Origin of the sequence: Bacillus sp. OV166, assembly GCF_900177675.1 — a bacterium.
In the GTDB taxonomy this organism is placed as follows: domain Bacteria; phylum Bacillota; class Bacilli; order Bacillales; family Cytobacillaceae; genus Neobacillus.
The window spans coordinates 26,889-41,031 of sequence record NZ_FXWM01000001.1 but is presented as its reverse complement, the minus strand read 5'-3'; the positions used below and the strand labels follow the sequence as shown (position 1 = coordinate 41,031).

At 44.9% G+C, this 14,143-nt stretch carries 16 protein-coding genes; 13 read left to right on the top strand and 3 right to left on the bottom strand.

The window, feature by feature from the left end:
- The first annotated feature begins 5 nt into the window (after positions 1-5).
- The 8 genes from CCK98_RS00200 to CCK98_RS00165 all read left to right on the top strand — a co-directional run bounded on the left by CCK98_RS00200 (position 6) and on the right by CCK98_RS00165 (position 6,441).
- Entirely contained in the window at positions 6-635 is a 630-nt protein-coding gene (locus CCK98_RS00200) for a molybdenum cofactor guanylyltransferase (protein WP_256942218.1), read from the top strand.
- A 17-nt stretch (positions 636-652) separates the two neighbouring features.
- Complete coding sequence (gene glp, locus CCK98_RS00195; protein ID WP_088084794.1) at positions 653-1,885, top strand: gephyrin-like molybdotransferase Glp; 1,233 nt, start codon at positions 653-655, stop codon at positions 1,883-1,885.
- A gap of 13 nt (positions 1,886-1,898) precedes the next feature.
- Positions 1,899-3,830, top strand: coding sequence for a molybdopterin biosynthesis protein (locus tag CCK98_RS00190; RefSeq protein ID WP_088084793.1), 1,932 nt, complete (start codon positions 1,899-1,901; stop codon positions 3,828-3,830).
- 5 nt (positions 3,831-3,835) lie between these two features.
- Positions 3,836-4,300, top strand: a complete 465-nt coding sequence (locus tag CCK98_RS00185) for a molybdenum cofactor biosynthesis protein MoaE (protein WP_088084792.1) — start codon at positions 3,836-3,838, stop codon at positions 4,298-4,300.
- Complete coding sequence (gene moaD, locus CCK98_RS00180; protein ID WP_088084791.1) at positions 4,293-4,526, top strand: molybdopterin converting factor subunit 1; 234 nt, start codon at positions 4,293-4,295, stop codon at positions 4,524-4,526. The genes CCK98_RS00185 and moaD overlap by 8 nt, the downstream gene beginning before the upstream one ends.
- Positions 4,527-4,531: 5 nt before the next feature.
- On the top strand, positions 4,532-5,551 hold the full coding sequence (locus tag CCK98_RS00175) for a thiazole biosynthesis adenylyltransferase ThiF (RefSeq protein WP_088084790.1): 1,020 nt from the start codon (positions 4,532-4,534) through the stop codon (positions 5,549-5,551).
- 175 nt (positions 5,552-5,726) lie between these two features.
- The gene (locus tag CCK98_RS00170) at positions 5,727-6,047 is read left to right on the top strand and encodes a YwdI family protein (protein WP_088084789.1); all 321 of its coding nucleotides are present in this window, start codon (positions 5,727-5,729) and stop codon (positions 6,045-6,047) included.
- A gap of 19 nt (positions 6,048-6,066) precedes the next feature.
- Complete coding sequence (locus CCK98_RS00165) at positions 6,067-6,441, top strand: DUF423 domain-containing protein (protein ID WP_088084788.1); 375 nt, start codon at positions 6,067-6,069, stop codon at positions 6,439-6,441.
- Between the two features lie 101 nt (positions 6,442-6,542).
- On the opposite strand, the gene gerQ is transcribed toward CCK98_RS00165, so the two are convergent.
- On the bottom strand, positions 6,543-7,010 hold the full coding sequence (gene gerQ, locus CCK98_RS00160; protein ID WP_179195678.1) for a spore coat protein GerQ: 468 nt from the start codon (positions 7,008-7,010) through the stop codon (positions 6,543-6,545).
- A gap of 232 nt (positions 7,011-7,242) precedes the next feature.
- Positions 7,243-7,986, bottom strand: coding sequence for a hydrogen peroxide-dependent heme synthase (gene hemQ, locus CCK98_RS00155; protein ID WP_088084787.1), 744 nt, complete (start codon positions 7,984-7,986; stop codon positions 7,243-7,245).
- Positions 7,987-8,234: 248 nt separating this feature from the next.
- Here hemQ and pta point away from each other — a divergent pair, with 248 nt between their 5' ends.
- Both pta and CCK98_RS00145 read left to right on the top strand, forming a co-directional pair.
- Positions 8,235-9,206 carry a phosphate acetyltransferase gene (pta, locus tag CCK98_RS00150; RefSeq protein ID WP_088084786.1) on the top strand — a complete coding sequence of 324 codons (972 nt, stop codon included), beginning with the start codon at positions 8,235-8,237 and terminating at the stop codon, positions 9,204-9,206.
- Between the two features lie 274 nt (positions 9,207-9,480).
- A complete protein-coding gene (locus tag CCK98_RS00145; protein ID WP_088084785.1) occupies positions 9,481-10,311 on the top strand; it encodes a lipoate--protein ligase family protein in 831 nt (276 codons plus the stop codon).
- 370 nt (positions 10,312-10,681) lie between these two features.
- Here the strand turns inward: CCK98_RS00145 and CCK98_RS00140 are convergent, their stop codons facing one another.
- Positions 10,682-11,473 carry an RsfA family transcriptional regulator gene (locus tag CCK98_RS00140; RefSeq protein WP_088084784.1) on the bottom strand — a complete coding sequence of 264 codons (792 nt, stop codon included), beginning with the start codon at positions 11,471-11,473 and terminating at the stop codon, positions 10,682-10,684.
- Positions 11,474-11,746: 273 nt separating this feature from the next.
- Between CCK98_RS00140 and CCK98_RS00135 the strand changes: the two genes are divergently transcribed.
- The 3 genes from CCK98_RS00135 to CCK98_RS00125 all read left to right on the top strand — a co-directional run bounded on the left by CCK98_RS00135 (position 11,747) and on the right by CCK98_RS00125 (position 14,001).
- Positions 11,747-11,968 carry a DUF1450 domain-containing protein gene (locus tag CCK98_RS00135; RefSeq protein ID WP_066248771.1) on the top strand — a complete coding sequence of 74 codons (222 nt, stop codon included), beginning with the start codon at positions 11,747-11,749 and terminating at the stop codon, positions 11,966-11,968.
- Between the two features lie 170 nt (positions 11,969-12,138).
- Positions 12,139-13,437: an HD domain-containing protein gene (locus CCK98_RS00130; protein ID WP_088084783.1), complete on the top strand. Its 1,299-nt coding sequence runs from the start codon at positions 12,139-12,141 to the stop codon at positions 13,435-13,437.
- A gap of 60 nt (positions 13,438-13,497) precedes the next feature.
- Positions 13,498-14,001 carry a YwgA family protein gene (locus CCK98_RS00125; protein ID WP_088084782.1) on the top strand — a complete coding sequence of 168 codons (504 nt, stop codon included), beginning with the start codon at positions 13,498-13,500 and terminating at the stop codon, positions 13,999-14,001.
- The last annotated feature ends 142 nt before the right edge of the window (positions 14,002-14,143 follow it).

Sequence of the window (14,143 nt, the reverse complement as noted above, 5' to 3'; positions counted from 1 at the left end):
CTCGAATGATGAAGGCAGCGGCTATTATTTTATCAGGTGGAAAATCAAGCAGGATGGGCACCAATAAAGCGCTTTTAAAAATAAACGAAAAAACCAACATTGAGAGAATTGCCGATACGCTAAAGTTGTCCTTTAATGATATAATTCTTGTAACCAATCATCCTGAAGACTATCAATTTTTAGGATTGAAGATGGCCCCGGATTATTATCCAGATAAAGGACCGCTTGCAGGGGTTCATGCCGGCTTGCTGTCTTCCAAATATGATACGAATTTTATTGTAGCTTGCGATATGCCATTTGTTTCAGGAGAACTTGCAAAGTTGCTCGTTCAAAAATGCGGTGATTATGATGCGGTTATCCCCGTCATTAATGGAGTCCAGCACCCTTTATTTGCCGTTTTCCAAAAGAGGGTGGCAGATGAGGTTGCCCATAGGATTGAAGCGGACCGTCTCCGGATGAAGCATTTGCTCGATCACTTAAACGTTTTATATGTAACAGAAAAAGATCTTCACTCAGACAGTATGGACTTAGAACGAGTCTTTTTTAATATGAATCACCCAAACGAGTATGAAGACGCCAAAAAGTGGGCTGAAGCGGATTTTTCCCGCTTTAACGGGCAGAACAAGGAAGTATAAGGGGGAAAAAGAGAACCATGCAATTTTTCAAAGTAAAAACAGTAGAAGAAACATTTGCCTTAATCGAGGAAAATATACCGGCAACCAAGCAAACTGAAGTACGGGTGCTCGAAGAGGCGCTTCACTATATCCTTGCTGAACCAGTGATTGCGCAGGAAAATGTGCCGAGTTTTGATCGTTCAACGGTGGATGGATATGCTGTTCGTGCCAAGGATACGTATGGTTCTTCCGAATCCATGCCAGGTTTCCTTACGGTTACAGGGGAAGTGAAAATGGGTGAGGTTCCAACTGCACAAGCCGGCCCAGGTACAGCGGTCTATGTGCCAACGGGCGGGATGCTTCCGATCGGAAGTGACAGCGTTATCATGATTGAACATTGTGAAGATGTCGATACGCTATTAAATACATACAAGCAGATTGCACCCGGAGAAAACGTGATTCGGGCCGGGGAAGATATTAAAAAAGGAGAAACGCTTCTTACGGCAGGCACGAAACTTCGTCCACAGGAACTAGGGGCACTCGCTTCTTTAGGGGTTACAACTGTAACGGTCTACCGCAAAGTAAAAGTAGGTTACCTTTCGTCGGGGGATGAAATTGTTCCTTATCAAACCGAAACCTTAGTAGAAGGGCAAATTCGCGACATCAACTATTTGACGATTTCAGGATTAGCGAGCGAATGGAATGTGGATGTCTTATATGGCGGCATTGTCCGTGATGATTTTGAGGAGTTTAAACAAAAGGCCCGTGAACTCTATCAGCAGGTAGATTGTTTAATCCTTTCCGGCGGAAGCTCGGTCGGCGCAAAGGATTATACCACGGATGTCATCCAGTCTTTAGGCGCCCCGGGAGTATTTGTCCACGGTATTTCGATTAAGCCGGGGAAACCGACGATTTTGGCAATGGCTAATGGGAAACCAGTGATAGGACTGCCAGGTCATCCAGCCTCCGCGATGATTATCTTTAAGCTGTTTGGCGAGCAAATTTTACGAAAATTAAAGGGCGAGGACTCGCGGCGGAAACCGGAGCGTATTTTTGCTAGAATCACAAAAAATATTCCTTCCTCACCAGGACGGTCTGATTATATTCGGGTCCGTTTATTTGAAAAAGAAGGGGAATGGTGGGCTGAGCCGATTATTGGCAAGTCCGGTTTAATTACAACCTTGGTCAAAAGCGATGGAATTGTTGAGATTAGTTCAGAAAAAGAGGGAATTTCACAGGGAGAATACGTACCTGTGATGGCATCACGATAAGGGGGGCTAAGCAGTGAATTATAAGAACTTTAAACGAAAAATATATTTAGAAGATAAACCCCGAGCACAAGCTAGAGAAGAAATTCTTGCGGCTTTTAGGCTGACCCCTGAAAAGGAAGAAATCTCAACGATTACCTCCTTGGGCCGTGTGACAGCTGAACCCATTTTTGCACGGGTCTCAATGCCGCATTACCATGCCAGCGCAATGGATGGAATTGCGGTCATTGCTGAAAATACCTATACAGCCCATGAGCAAAATCCACTTCGTCTGAAACGGGGCGAAGAATTTTGTTATGTTGATACGGGGAACGCGATCCCTTCACCGTTTAACGCCGTCATTATGATTGAGCATGTCGATTGTCCTGATGAGGAAACGATTGAAATTATCGAGCCAGCAACCCCTTGGCAGCATATTCGTCCGATTGGCGAAGACGTGGTTCAAGAGGAAATGCTTTTTCCACAAGGGCATATCATCCGGCCAGCTGATTTAGGTGTCCTATTAGCAGGACAGCAAACCGTCATTCCTGTTTCAAAAAAGCCTGTCGTGACGATTATTCCGACCGGGAATGAACTAGTTGAAGCCAATGCTGAGTTAGCACTTGGACAGATCATTGAATTTAATGGCTCTGTATTTGCTGGCTTCATTAAGGATTGGGGCGGAGAACCGAACCTCCTTCCGATTGTGAAGGACGAGCCTGAAAAAATAAAAGAAGTACTTTTAGAAGCAGCTGAGACCTCTGATATCATCGTCATTAATGCGGGTTCATCAGCAGGCTCGAAGGACTACACGGTCCACATTATTGGCGAAATCGGCGAAGTCTTTACCCATGGGGTCGCCGCACGGCCAGGCAAACCTGTCATTTTAGGAAAAATAAATGGGAAGATTGTTGTCGGAGTTCCGGGCTATCCAGTCTCGGCTTATTTGGCGCTCGAGTGGTTTGTCAGACCGCTTATCTGCAAGTATCTGCAAATCCCTGAACCCAAAAGGCAGACCGTGACCGTCAAGCTAGGGCGCCGCATCGTTTCGTCCATGGGTGCGGAGGACTTCGTACGAATGAATATCGGTTATGTGAATGGACAGTTCGTTGCCAATCCGCTGACAAGAGCGGCAGGAGTGACGATGTCATATGTCAGGGCAGATGGCCTGTTAATCGTCCCAGCTAACATTATTGGTTACGAACAAGGGGAGCTAGCCGAAGTAGAACTGCTCCGCCCGCTTGAGGAAATCAAACAGGCGATTGTGTTTTGCGGCAGCCACGATTTGACGATTGACCTGTTGTCATCTCGATTAAAACAGGTGCGGACCGACATGAAAATTGTCTCCTCACATGTCGGCAGTATGGCAGGCATCATGGCGATTCGAAAAGGAGAGGCTCATGTAGCGGGTATTCATTTGCTTGACCCAAGTACAAAAGAATATAATATCTCGTATATAAACAAACTATTAGCCGGTCAAGACGTCGTTCTGTATCCATTTTTAAAAAGAAAGCAAGGCTGGATCCTTCCAAAGGGCAATCCGCTTGGCATTGAATCAGCGGCTGACTTAGCCAGTGTGAACGCGAATTACGTTAACCGTCAAAAAGGAGCGGGAACCCGAATCCTCTTTGATCTTTTACTCGAAGAAGGGTGCCTGACACCAGAAGATATTACCGGTTATGACCGGGAAATGTTTTCTCATTTAGCGGTAGCAGCGGAAGTGAACGGTGATGCGCACGGGGCAGGTCTCGGGATTTATCCTGCCGCAAAGGCGATGGACCTAGATTTTGTGCCTGTTGCTGATGAAGAATATGATTTGCTAATGACGAGAGGCTTTTATGAGAGCGAAAGCGGCAAGCTGCTAATGGCAATAATCCAATCGGCTCAGTTTAAAGAACAAGTCGAAAAAATTGGCGGTTACCAAGTGGTCGAAAATGCAGAGCCTAAGTGCTTGGGTGTAGAGGTGTAATCAGGATGATGTATCAAATATCAAAGGAACCAATCGATATTCAAGCAGTAATTGATAAGGTGGTCCAGCGCGAAGCCGGTGCGATTACGACGTTTATCGGTACCGTACGGGAATTAACGAAGGGTAAAAAAACGTTGTTCTTAATCTATGAAGCGTACGAAGCGATGGCTGTGAAGAAGCTTGAGCAAATTGGCCAGGAAATTGAACAGCGCTGGGAAGGTTCATGCGTTGCGATCACCCACCGAGTCGGCCGTTTAGATATAACGGATGTAGCGGTGGTCATTGCTGTCTCGACGCCGCACCGTGCCGATGCCTATGAAGCCAACCGCTATGCGATTGAACGGATCAAAGAAATCGTCCCGATCTGGAAGAAAGAGCATTGGGAGGAAGGCGAAGCATGGATGGGCAATCAGCTGGAAACCGTCGCCTACCCAAGCGGCAAGCCCGAGGAGAGTGACTTAAATGAATAAGGTGCTATTTTTTGCCCATTTACGTGACGCGGTCGGCGAAGAGTTTCTTTCCGTCGATGCCAGTGGAAAAACGGTGGCAGAATTAAAAGCGGAGTTATCGGCAAAATATAACCTGCCGAAAATGGACACCGTGATGACTGCAGTCAATGAAGAATTTGCCTCGAACGACGAAATCATTCGAGATGGTGATGAAATTGCTTTTATTCCGCCAGTAAGCGGGGGCTGATCATCATGAATGAACGGTATTCACGGCAAGTCCTCTTTCCTGGGATTGGCAAGGAGGGACAAGCTAAGATTAGCACTAAGCATGTACTGATTATCGGCGCGGGGGCGTTAGGGTCAGGCAGTGCGGAGGTGTTGACCCGGGCCGGCGTTGGCAAGATTACGATAATTGACCGAGATTATGTTGAGGCCAGCAATCTGCAGCGCCAGCAGCTCTATACCGAAGAAGATGTCGCCGAGAAACTTCCAAAGGCTGCGGCGGCAGAAAAACGCTTGCGTGCGATTAACTCCGATGTGGAAGTGATTTCAATTATCGGTGATGCCACCCCTGAATTGCTCGAGGAACTTATCCTTGGTGTCGATGTGATGATAGATGCGACGGATAATTTCGAAACACGGATGGCGATGAATGATGTCTCACAAAAATACCAGGTCCCGTGGATCTATGGGGCCTGCGTTGGCAGCTTTGGAATGACGTTTTCGATGATTCCAGGGAAAACTCCCTGTTTAAATTGCCTGTTGCGCTCGATTCCGCTTCAGGGGATGACCTGTGATACGGGCGGAATTATCTCTCCTGCCGTGCAAATGGTAATCGCCCATCAGACAGCGGAAGCGATGAAGATGTTAGTCGAGGATTGGGACGCGGTGCGGACTTCGTTTGTCAGCTTTGATTTATGGAGAAATCAATATACAAGCTTAAAGATGTCGAAGGCGAAGTTTGCCGGCTGCTTGTCGTGCGGCGAGGAACGGACGTATCCATATCTTGATCATGAAAATATGACGAAAACAACGGTCCTGTGCGGCCGCGACACGGTCCAAATCCGCCCTTCGACCCAAGGGGAGATATCGTTGGAACGTCTTGCTGGACAACTTAGTACACTTGGATATGTGGTGAAGGGCAACCCGTATTTGGTGTCGGTTGAAATGGGCGAAGAACGGATCGTTATTTTTCAAGATGGCCGTGCCCTTATTCACGGGACAAAGGATTTGACCCATGCCAAATCGATTTACCAGAGGATCTTAGGGTAAGCTATGACCTGTACCTTTAGTGGTACGGGTTTTTCTTTGTCAACATTCGAGGTGTTTCACGTGAAACAATGGAGATTATGTCGAAGTGTCTGCGAATCTCTCGGGCTAATTTTTCGAAAAAAAGGTCATACTCATGTAGAATAGAAACGAGACTGAAATTTGAGGTGCTTGATAAGTGAATATATCCGTCCAAAAACTATTAACGAAAATAGAAGCAGAATTGAAGCTTGCGAAAACCAGCACGAAGGAAGAAAGCTTGCGGGAAAAAGTTTACTCTATTAAAATATTATGCGAGTTGCTGCTAGACGAAAAACCGTCACTGACAAGCGAGGTTCCGGCAGCCCCAATGCCTGCAGTTCAACCTGCCATCTCGTTCCAGGCTTACCAACAGCCTGTAATGAACCAACCAATCGTTCAACAAGCACCAACATTACAGCAGCCTAAGAAACTCGACATGGAAGACGAAGCAAATGGGGATTCATTATTTGATTTTTAACAGAGGAGGAGATTTATAGATGAAAGCATTTATTATTGTAGGGGCCATCAATGCCTTTATAGCGGTTGCGCTGGGTGCCTTTGGTGCCCATGGGTTAAAAGACAAACTGGATGCACATTATTTAGATATTTGGAAAACAGGGGTCACCTATCAAATGTTCCACGCGATAGGTATATTAATGATCGGGCTGCTGATTGGTAAAGTAGCCGCCGCCAGCCCGCAATTCACTTGGTCAGGATGGTTAATGCTGGCCGGTATTATCTTTTTTAGCGGCAGTTTGTATGTATTGAGCTTGACGAAGATTGGCATCTTAGGGGCGATTACACCAATCGGCGGGGTATGCTTCTTAGCAGCCTGGATCCTTATGGTGGTTGGAGCGGTTAAACATCTGTAATTGAAAGTAAGGCATTGGGTGGCGGCGCTCCCAATGCCTTTTTTTACCTCGAAAAAATAAAACACCAATTGATGGTCAATTGGTGTTCGCAAGAAAATCGTTTATCTTGGCGGGTAAGTAGCTGGCGGGGAACTGCCATATGGATATTCATACTCGATTTCTTCTGGGAATTGAATATAATCGACAGCAACCATTGGGATAAGCCAACGGGTCCCGGATTGTGGGTCGCTTAAGATCACATGGTCTCTTCCTGCCGCTTCAATAATCCCTGTAAATTCTTTCGCATTCCATTTATTATTGCCCTCAAAGGTGGCAAACACAGTGCACAATTTTCCTTTATTTAAGCGTAAAATATTTTCGATGTATGACTGCTCAATTGGCAGCTGGCCTGGTGTTTGCCCTGAAGGTGCCCCTGGTCCTGCCCCGGCTGGTGGAAATTGCGGGAATCCTTGTGCACCAGGTGCGGGATAAAAGCTTTGCCCGCCCCCCGGCATCCCTTGAACTCTCTGTTGTTGCTCTGCCGCTCCAGTATAAGGCTGAAATCCCTGTGGATTGTAGTATTGATTCATCTTTTTCCCTCCTAAAAAGTGAATTAAACGAGTGGCCCAACATCCTATTAATACTCCCTCAATCCCAAATATGTTCCAACGGAGAAAAATAAACTTTTCCCACTTGAGATTAGTGGCGTTCTTTCTTAGACTCGCTGTTTAAATAGTATGAGCACATGGAGCGGAATATGACTAGCTAATGGGGGAGAAACAGCAAAAAAGTCCCCAGCCGAAGCTGAGAACTTTTTATAAATTAAACATGTAAGAAATTAGCCGCGCGTTCTTCTTCTAGAAGGTTTCCAACAAAGAATGAGCCGAATTCTCCGTATCGAGCACTTACTTCATCAAAACGCATTTCATAGACAAGCTTTTTAAATTGAAGGACATCCTCCGCAAACAAAGTAACGCCCCATTCATAATCATCAAAACCAACGGAGCCCGTGATAATTTGCTTTACTTTACCAGCGTATGTACGACCAATCATTCCGTGACTGCGCATCAAGCTTTTGCGCTCGTCCATCGGCAGCATGTACCAGTTATCGTTGCCCTCGCGTTTCTTATCCATTGGATAGAAGCAGACATATTTGGTTTTAGGCAGCGTCGGGTACAGACGGGCTAAAATTTGCGGATTTTGGTATGGATCCTCACCTGCAGGTAAATAGTTACTTAACTCGACCACTGAAACATACGAATGGGCAGGCATCGTAAATTCAGCCAATCTTGTTTTATTGAATTCGGTTTCAATTTGGTTTAGTTCTTCCATTGTTGGACGCAGAATCATCATCATAAAATCTGCCTTTTGACCAACGATTGTATATAAAGCATGGCTGCCTTCTTTACGTTCCTGTGTAGCATTCCACTTCTCAACTAGACTTAAAAACTCGTGGATCGCTGCTTGTCGCTCGTCACTAGGGAGCATTTTCCAAGTTGTCCAATCAACGGTACGGAAATCATGGAGGCAATACCAGCCATCAAGCGTTACTGCTGCTTCACTCATTATAATCACTCCTAAATAATCATTCTTCTTATTTACATTCATTACTATATCATAGTTTGACCCAGTGGCGCGCGAATAAACCTTTCTAAATAGGCAAATGGATATTTTTATGGGAAAAAGTAAATTCTAAAACCTAGAGTGTAATTTTTTGAAAAGATAAACTTTTAGCTGGTGTGAGTGATATCCTTGAAATTTAAAAAAGGTAAAGTATGCTAATTAGGTAGGTTTATTAAGGGAGGATTTTAGTCGTGAGTGATTTATTTGAGGGATTAAAGCAAAAAGTTTCTGGACGTGAATTGAGAATCGTTTTTCCAGAAGGATTAGACGAACGGATTGTCAGAGCTGCAGGTCGTTTGGCTTCAGAAAAATTAATGACACCGATCTTGATTGGCAACATCGAACAGGTTCAGGCCAAAGCGGCAGAGGTTGGCGTATCGCTCGACGATGCGGAAATTTATGACCCTGCGAGCTTTGCAGGCATGGACGAACTTGTGGCTGCGTTTGTGGACCGCCGCAAAGGGAAAGTAACCGAAGAGAATGCCCGGAAAATATTGCATGATGGAAACTATTTCGGCACGATGCTTGTTTATTTAAATAAAGCACACGGCCTTGTCAGCGGTGCGGCCCACTCCACAGCGGATACGGTGCGCCCTGCGTTACAGATTATCAAGACAAAAGAAGGCGTAAAGAAAACGTCGGGTGTGTTCATCATGGTTCGTGAGGATGAAAAGTATGTGTTCGCCGATTGTGCGATTAATATTTCACCAGACAGCAATGATTTAGCTGAAATTGCGATTGAAAGCGCGAAGACAGCCAATATGTTTGATATCGAACCGCGCATTGCGATGCTCAGTTTTTCGACGAAGGGTTCAGCAAAATCACCGGAAACGGAACGAGTGGCTGCGGCAGTCGAAGAAGCCAAGCGTCGTGACCCATCACTTGTCTTGGACGGAGAGTTTCAGTTTGATGCAGCGTTTGTTCCGTCTGTTGCAAAAAGTAAGGCACCGAATTCACCGCTGCAAGGGGATGCAAATGTGTTCATCTTTCCTAGCCTTGAAGCAGGAAATATCGGCTATAAAATTGCACAGCGCTTAGGCGGCTTTGAAGCGGTCGGACCGATTTTACAGGGCTTAAATGCACCAGTAAACGATCTATCACGCGGTTGTAATGAAGAAGACGTCTACAAACTGGCGTTAATTACAGCGGCGCAAGGATTATAAGAGGTTTGAGAATGGCTGGTCCACGGGTGGTGGGCTGGCTTTTTTAGTGATTGTAAATATTTTATTGATAAAAGAAGAGTACTGTATTTACTGAAAAGAGTGAAAATAAGCCGCGGCGGTAAATGAAAAAGGGTTACATTTACCGAATGCAGTCAAAAAAAGTGGCTCCAACGGTAAATGAAAAGCCGCTTTAGTGACCGAACGAGGTCCAATCTGTTTTATTTTCCTTCTTTTTGTTAAAATAAGCCTATCAAATCAGTAAGGAGTTACTCAAATGGAAGGGTTACTACATCAACCGCAATGGCGAATCATCGATCAATCCGCTGTTGGCATTCATTTTCAAGCATTACAATCGTTTGGAACGGATGATACCCTGTGTGCATCGGTCGGATCGGGGCAGGCACCGGCAACCGCACGGACATGGGTCCACCACAATACCATCGTCCTCGGCATCCAGGATACCAAATTGCCATTTTTACAAGCAGGCATTCAATTTCTTCAGGAGCAAGGCTATCAGTCGATTGTTAGAAATTCCGGCGGCCTCGCTGTCGTCCTGGATGAAGGCGTCCTAAACGTTTCGTTAATTTTTCCAGAAGCGGAAAAAGGAATTGATATTAATCGCGGCTATGAAACGATGTGGCAGCTCATTCAAAACATGTTTGCGGACTTCCCGCACCAGATTGAGGCCAGGGAAATTATCGGCTCTTATTGCCCAGGAAGTTACGACCTAAGTATCGATGGGAAAAAGTTTGCCGGTATCTCTCAGCGCCGTCTTAAAAAAGGGGTTGCTGTCCAGATTTATCTTTGTGTGAATGGCAGCGGTCAAAAACGGGCCGAGCTGGTCAGGCAATTTTACAAACTAGCAAAACAAGAGGAAAAAACAAAATTTGCCTATCCGGAAATTGTCCCTGCTGTCATGGCATCACTTGCGGAATTGCTTGGGACCGATTTGACTATCGGCGATGTAATGCTCCGTCTATTAAACCAGTTAAAGGAAAATAGTGAATTTTTATATGCTGGGCCATTGAATGACTATGAGCTGGCGTTATTTCCCGGTTATTATCAAAGGGTCATTGATCGTAATGAAAAAATCGCCGCCATGTAAAAAGCCGCAAATCCCACCCAAGTGGAATTGCGGCTTTTATTCAAAGAGATGTTGTGCGTTTGCTCTTCTCCCTATTCTATTAACTCTGTTTTCTGTCTAGCTATAGAGCCCAACGGCTAGTGTACTTCGTCCTCCGCCCTACGATATGTCAAGCACGAATGCGCTAACGCTTTCCGTGTTGTCTAGCTTCAGCGCCTAGGGGCTCGGGGTCATAAGCCAATCCGTCCTGAAGGTTAAAAAGCAACCTTCAAGCCAGCTCGTCTTATGCCTGTCGCCCCTGGACAAGGCGCTTGCGCTTTTCTATTTTCCTTTTATCTCAGTTGGAGTGCTCCAGTCCTGTCGTGCGCTAAACGGGCTCTTCCGCTTTTCTTTATTCTGCTACTTTTTCAAGATTCCCGTTACGGTCCATTTTGAATTTAGTCGCTGGTCTTTCTTCTTCTTCAAATAAAACAAGCTTGCGGGCGCGGTTCATAATCTTCATTAAGGTCTCGTAATCTTCCTGAATGGTTTCGGTATTCTGCTCAAGCCCCGCGATTTTTGCTGACATTTCTTCATTGTGACGCCTTACCTCAGCCAGCTCTCTTTTCAATCTTTCATTCTCACTTTTTAATGCTTCATTTTGCAGATTGGCATGATGAAAGTTTTGCAAATAAGTAATGACCGAATCAAGCGAAAGCCCTGCGGTATTTGCCTGGCGGTACGTTTGGACGGATGGTTGAACGGGTGCCTGTACTTGAACTGGCGCTTGTGTTTGGACGGAAGCAGCAGGCTTTACATAATTTTCTTCTGCCATTTCTGCCGTCATATCTGGCAGTTCAAACGAAGTTTCGAGCGGCATTTCAACTTCCATTGGCATCGCTTCAAACTCCGGTGATCCCGTGAGCGGTGGACTATACAGCAGCTTCTTCTTGCCGCCCTGCTCTTTTCCTAAAACTCTTTGTCTTTGTTTCCGTTGCTTTTTAGCTAGCTGTAGTGCCTTTTCATAGCGGTGGCGAACGACGGCATTCCATCTGAACCCACACGCGGCAGAAGTACGATTAAGCTTGTCGCCTACTTCTTCAAAAGCGTTCAGCTGGGTACTTCCTTCTCTTACATGCCTAAGGACAGTCTCGGCTAAAAGCAAATCATTCTCATCTGTCCATGCATCTTGACGAACTTTCATATTTTCAACTCCCTATAATAATTTTTTTGATGAACCCGCCAATGTATCTTGACGAGTTTTTAAAAGTTCTAGTCTTAGGATGGACAAGTTTATGAGCCTTTATACCAAAATGGTTGCAAGGATAGTAGATTTTTTTCACGAGTTTAGTAAAGATTGCAACTTGCAATCGAAAACAAGAAAATGTAAAATACCATAGGAGTTAATCGGTTGTTTTAAGTAATCCAAACTGGATAAAATATAGATAGAGAGTGACAAAAGAAAGGGTTGTAACAAATGTCCAATGAATTTCGCGTTTGTGATGATTGTCAGGCCGTGAATTTGAAGACATTAATCCCTCGGTTGAAAGAACTGGATCCGGATGCAGAAGTGAAAATTGGCTGCCAATCCTATTGCGGACCAGGCCGAAAAAAGACCTTTGCCTTCGTTAATAACCGCCCGGTTGCCGCATTAACGGAAGAGGAATTAATGGAAAAAGTGAATAAAAAGATAAAATAGTCGCCTCGGTCCAATAAACTTAGGTGATTTTTTTTCCCATCAATGTCGAAAAATCCTGTAGAATTTTGCTGAAAACTGGGTGGTTTTTGGGATATAATAGGAAATATATAAGCGTAGGGCTCTGGAAGCCCTACGCGCCAGGAACTAGTATACGAGGAAGAGGGAAGTCTATGGCATATTCGGCGGAAAAGCTTAGTGAAGAAAAAGTATTTAAAGACCCCGTCCACCGCTACGTCCACGTACGTGACCTGGCCATCTGGGATTTAATTGGCACAAAAGAGTTTCAGCGCTTGCGGCGCATCAAACAGCTCGGAACTACTTTTTTAACCTTTCACGGCGCAGAACACAGCCGTTTCAACCATTCACTAGGTGTCTATGAAATTGTCCGCCGCATCATTGATGATGTGTTTGCGGGAAGGCCGGAATGGAACGATGACGAACGCCTGTTGACCCTATGCGCGGCCCTGCTCCATGACCTCGGCCACGGACCGTTTTCTCATTCCTTTGAAAAAGTATTCGATTTTGACCATGAGGAGTTTACACGGAAGATTATTTTAGGGAACACCGAAGTGAATAAGGTCCTGTTGAAGGTTGGTAAAAATTTTCCTGAAAAGGTAGCCGAAGTGATCGCGAAAACTTCAGAAAAAAAGCTAGTTGTCAGTCTTATTTCCAGTCAAATTGATGCCGACCGGATGGATTATTTGCAGCGAGATGCCTATTTTACGGGTGTTAGCTATGGCCAGTTTGATATGGAACGGATCCTGCGGGTGATGAGGCCGCGCGAGGATCAAGTGGTGATCAAAAAAAGCGGGATGCATGCGGTGGAAGATTATATAATGAGCCGCTACCAGATGTATTGGCAGGTCTATTTTCATCCGGTGTCGCGCAGTGCGGAGGTCATTTTGACAAAAATTCTCCACCGCGCCAAGCAATTATTTGAGGAAAACTATTCTTTTAAATATGAACCGATCCACTTTACTTCGATCTTCAATGAAAAAGTAACCTTACAAGACTATTTAAAATTAGATGAATCAGTGATTTTATATTATTTTCAAATTTGGCAGGAGGAAACTGACCCGATTATAAGCGACCTCTGCCGGCGGTTTGTGAATCGCAATCTATTTAAGTATGCCGAATTTGATCCTGCGAAAGAATACAAAAAGCTCGCCGAATTAGGTTCCTTATTCAAAAAGGCAGGGATTGATCCTGAATACTATTTAGTTGTCGATTCCTCGTCGGATTTGCCGTATGATTTCTACCGTCCTGGAGAGGAAGAGGAACGGCTGCCGATTCATTTGTTGATGCATAATGGGGAATTGAAGGAGCTTTCTAGAGAGTCAGAGATCGTTGATGCGATCTCGGGGAAAAGAAGAACGGATCACAAGCTCTATTACCCGGCTGATTTCCTAGAGGATGACTCCTCCAAAAAGAATGTCAAAAAGCAAATCCGTGCCCTTTTAGAGCTATAGAACGATTGGTGCCTGACACCCAATATTGATCTGTTGAGATGGAGTAGGAGATGACGAACGTTGTTAAATGATCACGCGAAGCTGATGCAGGCGGTTATGGTTTCCGGTGAAATTATCGGACGAAAAAAGCTGCAAAAGATGATATATATTGCCAAAAAGGTGGCTTTCCCTTTTCATGAGCGGTTCCAGTTTCACTTTTATGGCCCTTACTCAGAGGAATTGACGTTACGAGTCGAAGAGCTTTGTAATATGGGATTTCTCAATGAGGTGAAGGAGAAAAAGGGCAGTTATTTTCAGTATCGCTACACATTGACGGAGCCGGGAAAAGAATTTTTAAGTGTGAATGAGGTTGAGATGCCATTTTTGCAGGATTGCCTGGTGGATATGAATGAGCAGAATGCTAGATTTTTGGAGTTGGTTTCCACGGTTTTATATTTTGATAATCTTCCAAAAGAAGAGGTCATGAACAAGGTGTTTTCATTAAAAGCCAGCCAGCGCTATTCGGAAGCGGAAATCGATGAGGCCTATCAATATATCGAATCCTTAAAAGGTAAAATTCAATAAGTTTATGAACACCATTTGGACTGCTGCGGAGTCTGGGTGGTGTTTTTTGAGACCATCGGAGCCCGTCCGAAAGACATTTCACTTGTTCCTAGTGAGTTTTTGTCCATCGGAACTGGTACTGAAGACATTTCTCCTGTTCCCT

What these genes read in the sequence shown, in the direction of transcription:
- CCK98_RS00200 (WP_256942218.1), top strand. Translation starts at nt 6, where the DNA reads ATGATGAAGGCAGCGGCTATTATTTTATCAGGTGGAAAATCAAGCAGG.
- glp (WP_088084794.1), top strand. Translation starts at nt 653, where the DNA reads ATGCAATTTTTCAAAGTAAAAACAGTAGAAGAAACATTTGCCTTAATC.
- CCK98_RS00185 (WP_088084792.1), top strand. Translation starts at nt 3,836, where the DNA reads ATGATGTATCAAATATCAAAGGAACCAATCGATATTCAAGCAGTAATT.
- moaD (WP_088084791.1), top strand. Translation starts at nt 4,293, where the DNA reads ATGAATAAGGTGCTATTTTTTGCCCATTTACGTGACGCGGTCGGCGAA.
- CCK98_RS00175 (WP_088084790.1), top strand. Translation starts at nt 4,532, where the DNA reads ATGAATGAACGGTATTCACGGCAAGTCCTCTTTCCTGGGATTGGCAAG.
- CCK98_RS00165 (WP_088084788.1), top strand. Translation starts at nt 6,067, where the DNA reads ATGAAAGCATTTATTATTGTAGGGGCCATCAATGCCTTTATAGCGGTT.
- gerQ (WP_179195678.1), bottom strand. Translation starts at nt 7,010, where the DNA reads ATGAATCAATACTACAATCCACAGGGATTTCAGCCTTATACTGGAGCG.
- hemQ (WP_088084787.1), bottom strand. Translation starts at nt 7,986, where the DNA reads ATGAGTGAAGCAGCAGTAACGCTTGATGGCTGGTATTGCCTCCATGAT.
- CCK98_RS00145 (WP_088084785.1), top strand. Translation starts at nt 9,481, where the DNA reads ATGGAAGGGTTACTACATCAACCGCAATGGCGAATCATCGATCAATCC.
- CCK98_RS00140 (WP_088084784.1), bottom strand. Translation starts at nt 11,473, where the DNA reads ATGAAAGTTCGTCAAGATGCATGGACAGATGAGAATGATTTGCTTTTA.
- CCK98_RS00135 (WP_066248771.1), top strand. Translation starts at nt 11,747, where the DNA reads ATGTCCAATGAATTTCGCGTTTGTGATGATTGTCAGGCCGTGAATTTG.
- CCK98_RS00130 (WP_088084783.1), top strand. Translation starts at nt 12,139, where the DNA reads ATGGCATATTCGGCGGAAAAGCTTAGTGAAGAAAAAGTATTTAAAGAC.